Genomic DNA, 13,262 nt, shown 5'->3' on the forward strand with positions numbered 1-13,262 from the left:
TAAATAGAAAAAGGTCTTCATTAAGAAGGCCTTTTTTATTGCCAATTCCAGTATTGAACTATCTTTGAAATTCGTTATTATCGTATATGAAAATCAAATTTACAATCATTGCCTTACTAGTTTTTGGGTTTAGTAGCCTTTCGCTGGCGCAAGAGGACTTTTTCGGAATAGACACTAAAGCCAAGCGTAACAGAATGAGTCAAAGCAATCTAGGGAATGTTTTCAGACAAGCAGTGAGTAACTTTAGTTTTGAGCTTGCTGCAGGGGGTAATTATCTAAATAATCAAATGTTGTTTAATTCTGAGCAACCGAGTTTTTATCCAATTGATCAGGTTAGAAATATTTCAAATGTAAGTGAGATTTCTTCTCAAGACACCTTATCTTTTAATGGAGCAGGATTTGGAGTTCCTATCAATCTTGGAGTCAGGTTAAACCTATTTGATATTTTTACTTTAGGTGGTGGTTATGGACGTGAAATAGGTAGTTTTTCTTCGCTAGCTAGTGGTGATTATGATTTCACTTTTGATCAAAGTGCCTATACTTTTGATAAGCTTTACGGGACATTTGGGTTGGTTCTTTACGATGCCAAGAGAAGAGTTAGTTTTTTGAAATGGAGATATAGGAAATTTGCTACTCAGAACACCTATATGCAATCTGAAAAAAATCAAAGAATGAGACAAAACTACCCATGGAGATTTATCCTAGAAGGTGAATATGGCCAATTGTTCAGTAGATCTTCTCCTGATGCAAATCTAGATTTCAATAATGAACCTTATTATGGGTTGGCACTAAGGGTTGAAAGAGAGTTTTCAGAGTATGCAAGAGTATTTGTCAAAGCAGGAGTAGAATTCAGGGATTTGGTATATGGACCAGAAAACTTTGAAGATATTCAAAATATCAAGCAGAGTGTTTATGGCGCTCAAATTGGACTTTCTATCAGTCTACCGGGAACAAAACGTTGTAAGGTTCAAGGTTGTGGTGTGGTAATGAAGCACTTACATGAAGGGGTAGAGTATAGAGGCAGTTCTATTTGGAATTTCCAAAACAGAAAAGTGGGTCAGTGGTATTAAAAGTTGATCAAAAACCCTTTTTTTGAGTGTAAATTCGTGTTTCAAAACCATATTCTTTTTATTATCTTGCAAGCTTATTGAGAATAGATAAATATGGCTCAAGGAGAAAACGAGAATATCATACCAATTAACATTGAGGACGAAATGCGTGGAGCCTACATCGATTATTCGATGTCGGTGATTGTTTCCAGAGCACTTCCAGATGTCCGAGACGGACTGAAGCCTGTTCACCGAAGAATTCTCTTCGGAATGCAAGAATTAGGTGTATTACATAACAAATCTTTTAAAAAATCCGCAAGAATTGTAGGTGAAGTCCTGGGTAAGTATCACCCCCATGGGGACTCTGCTGTATACGAAACAATGGTTCGTATGGCACAGCCGTGGTCATTGCGGTATCCTTTGGTCGATGGTCAAGGGAATTTTGGATCTGTCGATGGAGATAATCCTGCGGCGATGCGTTATACTGAGGCGAGGTTGAAGAGAATTGCTGAAGAATTATTGATAGATATCAATAAAGAAACAGTCGATTTTCAACTCAATTTCGATGATTCCTTAAAAGAACCAGTAGTATTACCTGCAAAAATACCAGCCTTATTATTGAATGGAGCATCAGGTATTGCAGTAGGTATGGCTACCAATATGGCACCTCATAACCTAGGAGAAATTGTAGATGGTATCACTGCCTACATTGATAATAGGGACATTACTGTGTCAGAGTTGATGGAGTTTATAGTAGCCCCTGATTTCCCTACTGGTGGGATTATCTATGGTTACAATGGCGTAAAAGCTGCATTTGAGACTGGAAGAGGGAGGATAGTTGTTCGAGGTAAAGCCGAAATTGAGACTAAGGACAGTGGTAAGGAGATGATTATCATTTCTGAGATTCCATATTTGGTCAATAAGGCGAATATGATCGAAAAGACAGCTCAATTGATCAACGAGAAAAAGATTGACGGGATTTCTGCTATCAGAGATGAATCTGATCGTCAAGGAATGAGAATAGTCTATGAGCTTAAGAGAGATGCTATCTCAAATGTAGTTTTAAACAATTTGTACAAGCAGACTCAATTACAAACTTCATTTTCAGTGAATAATGTGGCCCTTGTAAAAGGCCGACCACATACACTAAATTTGAAGGATATGATTGTTCATTATGTCAATCACAGGCATGAAGTGGTTGTCAGAAGGACTGAATATGAATTAAGGGAGGCAGAGAAAAGAGCTCATATCTTACTGGGCTATTTGGTTGCCTTGGACAACTTAGACGAAGTAATTGCCTTAATCAGAAATTCAAGAGATCCAGAAACAGCTAGAAATGGCTTGATGGAAAGATTTGATTTGAGTGAAATTCAAGCCAGAGCTATTCTCGATATGAGACTTCAGCGTCTTACTGGAATGGAGCGTGAGAAGATCCAAGAAGAGTATGATCAAATCATGAAGTTGATTGAAGAGCTAAAGGAAATTCTTGCAGATGAAGCGAAGCGTATGCAAATCATTAAAGATGAACTTGCAGAAATAAAAGATCGCTATAATGACCCGCGAAGGACTACTATTGAGCATAATGCGGAAGACTTTAGCTATGAAGATATGATTCCAAACGAGGAAGTAGTTATTACAGTTTCTCACGAAGGATATATCAAAAGAACAGCACTAACAGAATACAGGACACAAAGTAGAGGAGGGGTAGGTTCAAGAGGAGCTACTACCAAAAATGATGATTGGACAGAGTATCTTTTTACTGCATCTACTCACAATTATTTATTGATATTTACTGATTTAGGTAAACTGTTTTGGTTGAAAACCTATGCTATTCCTGAAGGAGCTAAGGCATCTAAAGGAAGACCAATCCAGAACCTGATTAATATTACATCTGAAGATAAGATTAGATCAATCATTCAAGTAGGTGACTTGAATGATGCTGACTATATCAATAATAATTTCTTAGTAATGGTAACCAAAAAAGGTATCATTAAGAAGACAACCTTAGAACAATATTCACGACCAAGAACCAATGGTATCATCGCTTTGAATATCAGAGATGAGGATCAATTGATGCAGGTTGAAATGACAAATGGGGATTCACATATCATCATTGCAGCGAAATCAGGGAGGGCAATCCACTTCCATGAATCGACAGTTAGACCTATGGGAAGAACTGCTACTGGTGTAAAAGCCATTTCGTTAAGTAATGTTAATGACCAAGTAATTGGCATGGTATGTGCCGCCAGAGAAGATGCTAATCTATTAGTAGTTTCGGAAAAAGGATACGGTAAAAGATCACCCCTTGATGAATACCGAATCACCAACCGAGGAGGAAAAGGTGTAAAAGCCATGAATGTCACCGAAAAGACGGGTTCACTAGTTGCCATCAAAGAAGTTGTGGATTCTGATGACTTGATGATTATTAATAAATCAGGTATTACAATCAGAACTCCAGTTTCAAATTTGAGAGTAATGGGTAGAGCGACTCAAGGTGTAAGATTGATCAAATTGGGAGAAAATGACGAGATATCTTCCGTTGAGAAAATCAGAAAAGATGAATCCGAAGTAGATGAACCTATTATAGAAGCTCAGGGAGAAAGCCCTGATTCAGAAAACAATGAAACTGAGGAACCAAACATTTAAGAAAAAGACAAAATGAAAAAATTAATCCTATCAATCGCATTGGCAGGTCTTGTTTCTGTGAGTTTTGCTCAAAAAAAAGTAGCAAAATCTGCTGAGAAAAATTTCAAAAAAGGTGAGTTGACTACAGCACTTGAGGAAATCAATGCTGCATTGTCAAACCCAGAAACCATGGATGATCCATCGAATTATTTGTTAAAGGGAAAGATTCAAACTAAAATGTTTGAAGCTGGAGATGAAAATGAAATGTCTACGGTAGCTATTGGAAGAGATGCTTTCGGTACTTTCACTAAAACTATGGAAATGGTAGATAATGATGAGAGTTCAAAAGTAGGAAAAGAAGTCTATAAAGATGATTTGGCTGGTATGCCGGAAAATCTGAGACCATTTGGAATTGTTACATTGAAGAATACAGCTTTCCAAAAAGCAATTGCGACATATGAGGAAGATAATATGGAAATGGCTTACGAGTTCTTTGCTTTGGCTGGAGATATTGATCCGACTGATTCTACAATGAACTTCAATGCAGGCTACATTGCAAATGATTTAGGTAAGTATGAAGAAGCGAAAAAATATTTTAATAGGTTATTGGAGCTCGAGGATTATAATAAATTGAATGCTTATTATTTCTTGATTCAGATTGCAACGAGCGCAGATGCTGATCCAGAAGAAGCGTTAAGGTTAATAGGAGAGGCTAGAAAAGCAGATCCAACTGATAAGACATTGGCTGAGTATGAAATTCAGTTATTGTTACAATTGAACAAAATGGATGAAGCTCTTACTTCTGTAGTTTCTGCGTTGGAAAATGATCCTGAAAATGCAGGTATACTCCTTAGATATGGATACCTATTAGAGCAGTCCGGTGATTTAGAGGGTGCTTTGGTTCAGTATAAGAAATCTGTAGAAGCTGATCCTGACTTCTTTGAAGGAAATAATTATGCAGGAGCAATTTATCTTGAAAAGGCAAGAGTTATTCTAAATGAAGTAGGTAATCTTTCTGATGAAGAATGGGAGAAAAGAGCTGATTCTATGAATAAAGAGGCAGAAGGTTATTATAGAGATGCAGTACCGTATTTTACAAAAGCAACAGAAATAAGACCAGATTCGACTGATATCTTAGAGATTCTGTTCCAAATACATACTAGACTTGGAAATAAAGAAGAGGCTGAAAAATATAACCAAAAACTGATCGCTATCCTCGGTGAAAATTGGATGGAAGGTTAATTCTTAGTTTATTATTTTACAAAAAGCTACCTTTCGAGGTAGCTTTTTTTGTTATTGAAACCTCTTTATAACCATTGATACTATTTTTAAAATGATCTAAAACCCTTTGGTAAAAAAACGTTTTTAAATGATGATTGCTTCGCTTAGATTTTAACTTTCAAATAATTTACCCCATATGCTAAAACGTTTCAGTTTGTCATTAGCGCTTTGCTGTTTGACCTTCCATTTTGCATTTTCACAAAATCCTTCTTCGAAACTTTACCATGACTTGTTAAAGTTGAAAGAGACTAAAAGAATTCTCTTTGTAGCTGCACATCCTGATGATGAAAATACGAGGTTGATTTCATATTTAGCTAATGGAGAACATGCTCAAGTGGCTTACCTTTCTTTGACTCGTGGAGATGGAGGGCAAAATCTTATAGGTAAAGAACTTGGAATTGAATTGGGTATGATTAGAACGCATGAGCTTTTGAAAGCCAGAGAAACTGATGGAGGCAGACAATTTTTTTCGAGGGCACTTGATTTTGGATTCAGTAAGAACCCAGATGAAACATTGAATAATTGGGAAAAGGAAAAGTTACTCTCTGATGTAGTTTGGATCATTAGAAATTTCCAACCTGACATCATTATCAATAGGTTTAATACCATTCCAGGAACTACACATGGGCATCATACTACATCGGCTATCCTTTCTTCAGAAGCTTTTGATATCTCAGCTGATCCAAATGTTTTCTCAGAACAACTCATCTACACAAATCCTTGGAAAGTAAAAAGATTATTTTGGAATGCCTACAATTGGGGGGGGCAGTATGAGCCAAAAGATGAAATGAATTATCATATTTTTCCAGTAGGGGATTATAATCCTTTGTTAGGTACTACCTACTCTCAGATTGCAGCAGATAGTAGGACCATGCATAAATCCCAAGGCTTTGGATCCACTTCACAAATCGGTTTTGGACAAGACTTTATCGAACAAATCAAGGGAGATCGTTTTGACAACAACCCATTTGAGGGCATTGAAAGTCGTTGGAAAAGGGTTCCAAATGGGCAATTAATCGTATCAGCAATTGATAAAGCAATTCAGAGTTTTGATTTTATCGATGTGGAGCAAAATGTAAATACTTTCTTGAGTATCAAAAAATTAATGGATGTATCTGGTTTTGAGGAGCTATGGTTTAAAGAAAAGCAAGAATTTATCAATCAGTTGATATTAGATGTTTTAGGTGTCAAAACTGAATTTAATATCAGAAAGGAAATAGCTTATGCTGGTGAATCTGTAGAATCTGAGATGATTTTTAATAATCCGAGTGCGCTTCCTATTAAAATTAATCACGTTAAAAATTCACTTTTGAATGTAAAGATCGATAAAGAGGCGGTATCAAATAGGCCTGTAAATCAGTCTCTAGCATTTTCTATCCCAAATGACTTTCCAATATCACAACCTTTTTGGTTAGAAAATCCTGTTGATAACAGTTTGTTTCATATTCAAAATTTAAAAAATATTGGTCCACCTATCAATAAACCAAGCTTGTCTTTATCATTAGATTTGACTATTGAAGGACAATCTTTGAAAATAGATTTACCATTGATGTACAAGTATAATGACCAAGTAGATGGAGAAATTAAACAACCTTTTACAATTGTTCCTGAGGTTAATGTGAGCTTGAATCAATCATTAGTGTTTTTGGTTGAGGGTGCTAAACCAGAGCTAACTATTGAAGTAACTTTTAAGGATAAGTTCCTTGATGGTGAATTACTTTTAGAAGGACTTACAAAACAGCAATATCAAATTCTTACATCAGAAAAGGATCAAAGAAGGAAAAGAATTATCTATCAAGTAAAAATACTAGATTCTGATGTTGAAAAACAGGATGTAAAAGCTGTTTTTCAAGCGAATGATGGTAGGCTTTTTAATCAAGACAGCAGAAGAATTCTCTACAAGCATATTCCTAACCTCACATACTTTATACCTTCAAAATTCAGCCTTATTAAGATGAATATTAAGGTGTCTGGTCAGAAGGTAGGTTATATTGTTGGTGCTGGAGATGATGTTCCTGATGTGCTGAAAAATATAGGCTATGATGTCAATTTCATAGAAAATGGAGATATTCAAAAGGATAAACTGAATGCCTACAAAACAATAGTAATTGGTATCAGGGCATTTAACACCAATCAAAATTTAGCAAACAATGTCGATCAATTGATGGAATATGTCAAGGGTGGAGGTAATCTGATTGTGCAATACAACACATCTTCTCCATTACTTACTCGTGACTTAGGTCCATACCCATTTTCAATATCAAGAGATCGAGTAACCGTAGAAGGTTCTCCAGTCGAAGCTGATTTCAATCATCCTGTTTTAAGTTATCCAAACCAAATATCGAGTCAGGATTTCGATGGCTGGGTGCAAGAAAGAGGATTATATTTCACTACTAACTGGGATTCAAAATATACCACGCCTTTTATCATGCAAGACCCAGGTGAAAAGGAAAGCGCTGGTTCACTTTTATTTACTCAATATGGTAAAGGTACTTTCACATATTCTGGAATCTCTTGGTTCAGGCAACTACCTGCGGGAGTTCCTGGGGCTATCAAAATCTTTGTCAATCTAATCGAACAAGGTGATGGACGATAAGGTGAATTGGAATAAATGGTATTGGTTGTTAATCATTACTTTAGCAGTATTGATTGGCTTATTTTATTGGTTAACCCAGACATTTTCATGAGTACAGTTGATTGGATTGTTTTATTTTCCACTCTATTTCTTATAGTAGGCTATGGGGTGTATAAAACCTATGGTCCCAAAAGTATGGACAATTACTTAAGAGGCGACAGTGATATGAATTGGTGGACAATTGGTTTGTCAATCATGGCTACTCAAGCATCAGCTATTACCTTTTTGAGTACTCCAGGTCAGGCATATGAAGATGGGATGCGTTTTATTCAATTCTATTTTGGTTTGCCAGTTGCTATGATTATCCTTTCGGTAACATTTATTCCTATTTATTATAAATTAAAAGTTTACACTGCATATCAGTTTCTTGAAAATAGGTTTGATTTAAAGACTAGAACATTAGCAGCTCTTTTGTTTCTGACACAAAGGGGCTTAGCAGCAGGGATAACAATCTATGCACCATCTATCATTTTGTCCACATTATTGGGGTGGAGTCTTTTTTGGACTAATATTTTTATTGGTCTTTTGGTAATCCTATATACAGTATCAGGAGGAACCAAAGCTGTATCAATCACTCAGAAACAGCAAATGGCTGTAATGATGGGAGGAATGGTCTTAGCTGGGATCTTAGTAATCAATATGCTTCCTGTGAGTTTCACAGAAGCACTTCATGTAGCAGGAAAGATGGAGCGCTTGAATATCGTGAACTTTGAATTCAACCTTTCTGATCGCTATAATTTTTGGTCAGGTATGACCGCTGCCTTATTCCTGTTTCTATCTTATTTTGGAACCGATCAATCTCAAGTTCAGAGATACCTTACTGGAAAAACGCTCTCTGAAAGTAGAATGGGATTGATCATGAATGGACTGTTAAAAGTACCAATGCAATTTATCATTCTATTTATTGGAGTGATGGTCTTTGTGTTTTATCAGTTTTTTCAGCCACCCGTTGTTTTCAATAAGGTACAAACTGAAAATTTAATTAATTCGGAACTTAGCGATAATTATTTTCAATTAGAGGGGGAGTTTACAGAGACTTTTGATCAAAAATCTCAATCAATTTCTGATTTGCTAGTAGCTATTAAAGCTAAAGATAAATTAGCTATTGAAGCAGCTCAAGCAGGTATGAAGTCTGCATATGCCAAACAAGAAGAAATCAGAAAGGATGTTAAATCCCTGATCGTACAGAATGATGCCTCAGCCGAAACCAAGGATACAGATTATGTTTTTATGCGTTTTGTGATGGACTATTTGCCTGTTGGTATAGTAGGGCTTCTTTTCGCAGTGATTTTTTCTGCGGCCATGTCATCTACAGCTTCTGAACTCAATTCACTTGGAACAACGTCTACAGTAGATATCTATAAGAGATCACTTTATAAGGAGGGTTCTGATAAACACTATATGCTTTCCTCTAAGTGGCTAACGGCATTTTGGGGATTATTTGCAATCTTATTTGCTACCTATGCGTCCTTATTCGAGAACTTGATTCAAGCAGTGAATCTTCTTGGTTCACTTTTTTATGGGACAATATTGGGAATTTTCTTGGTAGGCTTTTATATGAAATGGATCAAAGGTAACGCAGTATTCATTGCGGCATTAATAGCAGAGGCCATCATTTTATTGATTCATTGGCATAATGGAGATACTTTATTGGGAGTAACTATCAATATTGGATTTTTGTGGTACAATGCAATAGGTTGTTTACTAGTGATGGTTTTTGCTGCTCTATTTCAACTTATCAATAGGCAGAAATAAAAATATGCATCTCCGAAAAACCAGAGATGCATATTTTTTAATTATTTGTAATACTACCTAGTAATTGGCTGAGGAAATACAGCTAGACTTTCATGTCCACCTTCACCTACAGCTTGCACTGCAAAGAAGTAATTGTCTTTAGAATAAGGTATGGTTAGCGTAGTGTCTTCTGTATAAAACTTTTTGGACCACATTGACTCGTTCGTTTCGCGCATCAAGACATAATAACCTCTTGCTTTACCAATTTTTGGAGTTTCCCACCTCAATGTGGAAGTATTATTCAATCTTCTTACATCTATACCTACCATTTGTGGTTCTGAAGGAGCAGTTGCTAAATAGGCTAATGAAGCAAGGTTGATCCCAGTAGCTTTTCTCATATATTCAAAATCCATAAACTCTGGTAAATCTCCGTATTTTATACCATCTTCTAGCCTGACATTTTCATGTTGTGCGTAATAGTTTTCATTCATTTCACAAACTCGGATCGCAGTAAACCCTTCTCTTGCAAAGGGAGTATGATCTCCCCCACGTAAGAATCGGTCATTTCTGTATATCAGCTTAACCTCAAGTTGGTCTACGTAGCGTTCTCCAACTTCTTTCATGAATCTTGCGAGTTGTCTTGATTTGCTATCATTTTCGCCATTGGTATACCTTCTTATCGCAGCCATTTGTTCTGTTTCAGCCATAGGCACACCTTCTGAAAAAATTCTGATTCTTGTATTGTCTGCAATTTCTGTTTCAGATGATCTACTATTGCCAATCATATCATTGTTGAGCACGGCAGCTAGATTCCAGTTTTCTGATTTGGCTTTTTTTGCTAAGTATTCTGCACCTTTAAGTCCTTGCTCTTCACCGCTTACTATTACAAACTTGATAGTGGCAGGATATGGGTTTTTGGACATGATCTTAACTAATTCAATGATAGCAGCTACACCAGAACCATCGTCATTGGCACCAGGAGCATCAATTTTTGAATCCATAACACTAAGTGCTCTGCTATCTATATGAGCCATTATAATGAACACTCTGTCGTCATTCGGATCAGTTCCTTTTAAAGTAGCTATGACATTTCCCAATTTACTATCTGTTGGAATCCTCCTATTATCACCAGGGATGGTAAAAAAATCAATTTCTGAGCTTAGCCTTCCTTCTGCATCTTTTTCAAAAGATTTGAAGTGGTTTAACACATAGTTTTGAGATGCTAAAATTCCTCTACTTTCTTCATCTTCACTGAGTGTGTGTCTAGTGCCAAAGTCTGCGAGGTCTCTTACATATTGCTCTAAGCTTGAAGCACTGATTTCGGAGACCATTTTTTCTATTCTTGAATCTCTCTGGATGATTTGAGTTTGAGCAAAAACTGATGTTGATGTCAGGATGCTAATAATTATGAATATTTTTCTCATTTTAGTTATAGGTGATTTTGAAACCATTAAATTTACTAAAGTACTATAGATCACCAAACGAGTTTTACATGAACGAATCAATCAAACCCAAAGTAGGAGAATATGCGCCTTATTACGGAAAGTATATTGATAAAATTATCAATGAAGATATTTCCAAGTTGTTACTGAATCAAGTAGAGGAAATAAGAAGGTTTTACGAGGAAATGGGAGAGGAGAAGAGCAATCAGGCCTATGCTGAAGGTAAATGGACTGCAAAAGAAGTTTTAAATCATATTGCTGATACAGATAGAGTGATGACATTTAGAGCTTTATGTTTTTCGAGGGGAGAGACTTCACCTTTACCTGGATTTGATCAGGATATCTATGTTTCCAATGCTAGAGCCAATGATATTCCTTTGATGAATTTACTTGAAGATTTTGAAATGCAGCGGTATGCGTTGGTATCTATGTTGAAAACGCTTCCTGCAGAAAGTTATATTAAAACTGGAATAGCGAGTAATCATGAAGTAAGCGTCAGAGCATTGTTTTATATCATGGCTGGTCATATCCAGCATCATTTAGATATTTTGAAGGAGCGATATTGAAGACTTATGAATAGTTGGATTTAAAGGTCTCTAATTGATTGATTATAATATAAAAGTAGGTAATTAGCATTTATATGAAATATAATAGGGTTAAGATGGATTATTTGTGTTATATTTGCTGAATTTATCAAATACAAAAATTTTAAAAATATAGAATTGACCTTGCTTTTTTACAAACCTATTTTGAAGTATTATAGTATTGAAAGCATTGCACGATTGTATATTACAAATGACAAACAATTAATAATCATATGAAAAGAACAAGAGCACAGGAATCACGCGCAGCCATTGAGAGACTATATATTACTATGAGGCACTTATTTATGAGAGGGTCTTATAAACCTATGGGAGTTTCTGGTGAGTCGCTTGTGAGTTCACTTTTGGTGTTAAGTCCAGAAATTTATGGCTTAGTCGTGGACGAAGAAAAAATAGAGCTAGATGGATTATTGTATGTAATGGAACGCCTTCCGAGAGGAATTGAAGAGTGTCGATATGTAAGATTAATCAGTCGTGAAGGATATGAAAATTCCGATTTTTCTACTTTGGTCCCTGCTAAAAGGAGAAGAAACTGTTACCGAGTAGATGATGATCAGATGTATGTCGAAATGACAAGAGGGAAATCTGATATATATGATATTCTTACCCATTTAACTTTTCTATATATTGAGTCAGAGAAAATTAGAGCTAATTCTACCGATCATAAAGGTAGAATAAATCTTAACTGGGAGATGCTTGAAAAAATTGTTGAAAAGGAGCGAAACGGTGAAGAATTTGATAAAGAAGCAGCTTGCTCGTATCTCAGTCATATTACCGGAAGAACTTTTGACGAAACGCATGTAGCGGTTGGGAAATTTGGTCAATCATCTAACTCCAATAGTTTGTTTTCTATTATTTATCATCTTGGAAAATTGTCAATTGATGAATTTGCTTCTGAGAAAGATAGAGAAATTTCATTTTCTGCAACTTTAAGAGAGAGAGTAGGACACCATGTATACGGAGAATTATGGGCAAATAGAATCAAAAGTGTTCTTGACGAGCATGATTTATTAGATAGACCTATTCATATCATTTCCGCTAACTTGCATAGTGTACTGAATACGATCTATGGACACCAGGCCTTAGGGTTGACAAACTACGATGAAATTGAAAAAGTAGCCATGGATATCAGTGTAGGAGACAAGAAGAATAAGGCTAAAGAAATTCAAGCATTTGCTAATCGAAATGGTTTTATTGATCTTCCAGATTTATCAGGAACCAATATTGGAGTTCAAATATTTGATACAGCCCAGATGAGTAAAGATACCGTGGTTCCCGGGATTAAGCTTCCGAAAGACCCGAAGGCTAGACCTGTTATCGTAGTCATGGATTATGCATTTGGAGAGCAGGCTTACGAGTGTTTTGATGAATTATTGAAGCCATATGAAAAAGAGGGTAAGGTAGTTCCACTAGACGTGGTATCTGCCTCTATCATGGGTAAGGCGGGTATTCTAGAAGGAAATAAAGGTGACATCATGATTCCAAGCAGTCATGTATTTGAAGGGACTGCAGACAATTACCCTCTAAAAAATGAATTTAAAAGATCAGACTTTGAGGGTTATGGGCTAGGTGTTTATGATGGTCCTATGATTACAGTACTCGGTACTTCTTTGCAAAACAAAGATGTACTTAGATATTTTATGGAGTCCTCATGGAAAGCATGTGGGCTTGAGATGGAAGGGGCTCACTATCAAAAAGCTATACAGTCAGCAAGTAAAATTAGAAATTCGATAAGGAAGAATGTAAAAGTGTTATATGCTTATTATGCATCTGATAACCCCCTAGAGACGGGGAGTACACTTGCTTCAGGCGCATTAGGGATGGAAGGTGTAAGACCCACATACTTGATTACCTATAAGATTCTGGAAAAAATATTTTCTTAAATACTAGAAAA

8 protein-coding genes are annotated in these 13,262 nt (G+C 36.1%); 7 read left to right on the forward strand and 1 reads right to left on the reverse strand.

Annotated features, from left to right (window positions below; all coding sequences use genetic code 11):
• Nucleotides 1–86 precede the first annotated feature (86 nt).
• The 5 genes from CHB66_RS07875 to CHB66_RS07895 all read left to right on the forward strand — a co-directional run bounded on the left by CHB66_RS07875 (nt 87) and on the right by CHB66_RS07895 (nt 9,345).
• Nucleotides 87–1,070 (forward strand): hypothetical protein, encoded by a 984-nt coding sequence (locus CHB66_RS07875; protein ID WP_089239714.1) that lies wholly within the window; start codon nt 87–89, stop codon nt 1,068–1,070.
• A gap of 93 nt (nt 1,071–1,163) precedes the next feature.
• Nucleotides 1,164–3,695, forward strand: a complete 2,532-nt coding sequence (gene gyrA / locus CHB66_RS07880; RefSeq protein ID WP_089239716.1) for a DNA gyrase subunit A — start codon at nt 1,164–1,166, stop codon at nt 3,693–3,695.
• A 12-nt stretch (nt 3,696–3,707) separates the two neighbouring features.
• A complete protein-coding gene (locus CHB66_RS07885) occupies nt 3,708–4,916 on the forward strand; it encodes a tetratricopeptide repeat protein (RefSeq protein WP_089239718.1) in 1,209 nt (402 codons plus the stop codon).
• A 268-nt stretch (nt 4,917–5,184) separates the two neighbouring features.
• Complete coding sequence (locus tag CHB66_RS07890) at nt 5,185–7,551, forward strand: PIG-L family deacetylase (protein ID WP_245812691.1); 2,367 nt, start codon at nt 5,185–5,187, stop codon at nt 7,549–7,551.
• 87 nt (nt 7,552–7,638) lie between these two features.
• Complete coding sequence (locus CHB66_RS07895; RefSeq protein WP_089239864.1) at nt 7,639–9,345, forward strand: sodium:solute symporter; 1,707 nt, start codon at nt 7,639–7,641, stop codon at nt 9,343–9,345.
• Between the two features lie 53 nt (nt 9,346–9,398).
• Here the strand turns inward: CHB66_RS07895 and CHB66_RS07900 are convergent, their stop codons facing one another.
• Nucleotides 9,399–10,748: a M28 family metallopeptidase gene (locus CHB66_RS07900; RefSeq protein WP_089239722.1), complete on the reverse strand. Its 1,350-nt coding sequence runs from the start codon at nt 10,746–10,748 to the stop codon at nt 9,399–9,401.
• Between the two features lie 68 nt (nt 10,749–10,816).
• Here CHB66_RS07900 and CHB66_RS07905 point away from each other — a divergent pair, with 68 nt between their 5' ends.
• Nucleotides 10,817–11,332, forward strand: a complete 516-nt coding sequence (locus CHB66_RS07905) for a DinB family protein (protein WP_089239724.1) — start codon at nt 10,817–10,819, stop codon at nt 11,330–11,332.
• Between the two features lie 251 nt (nt 11,333–11,583).
• A complete protein-coding gene (locus CHB66_RS07910) occupies nt 11,584–13,251 on the forward strand; it encodes a DUF6909 family protein (RefSeq protein WP_089239726.1) in 1,668 nt (555 codons plus the stop codon).
• The last annotated feature ends 11 nt before the right edge of the window (nt 13,252–13,262 follow it).

The sequence above is a fragment of the Belliella buryatensis genome (assembly GCF_900188245.1).
GTDB classification, from domain to species: Bacteria; Bacteroidota; Bacteroidia; order Cytophagales; family Cyclobacteriaceae; genus Belliella; species Belliella buryatensis.

Excerpts from the sequence above, each read along its gene's own strand:
- CHB66_RS07885 (WP_089239718.1), top strand. The coding sequence starts at position 3,708 with ATGAAAAAATTAATCCTATCAATCGCATTGGCAGGTCTTGTTTCTGTG.
- CHB66_RS07875 (WP_089239714.1), top strand. The coding sequence starts at position 87 with ATGAAAATCAAATTTACAATCATTGCCTTACTAGTTTTTGGGTTTAGT.
- CHB66_RS07905 (WP_089239724.1), top strand. The coding sequence starts at position 10,817 with ATGAACGAATCAATCAAACCCAAAGTAGGAGAATATGCGCCTTATTAC.
- gyrA (WP_089239716.1), top strand. The coding sequence starts at position 1,164 with ATGGCTCAAGGAGAAAACGAGAATATCATACCAATTAACATTGAGGAC.
- CHB66_RS07910 (WP_089239726.1), top strand. The coding sequence starts at position 11,584 with ATGAAAAGAACAAGAGCACAGGAATCACGCGCAGCCATTGAGAGACTA.
- CHB66_RS07900 (WP_089239722.1), bottom strand. The coding sequence starts at position 10,748 with ATGAGAAAAATATTCATAATTATTAGCATCCTGACATCAACATCAGTT.
- CHB66_RS07895 (WP_089239864.1), top strand. The coding sequence starts at position 7,639 with ATGAGTACAGTTGATTGGATTGTTTTATTTTCCACTCTATTTCTTATA.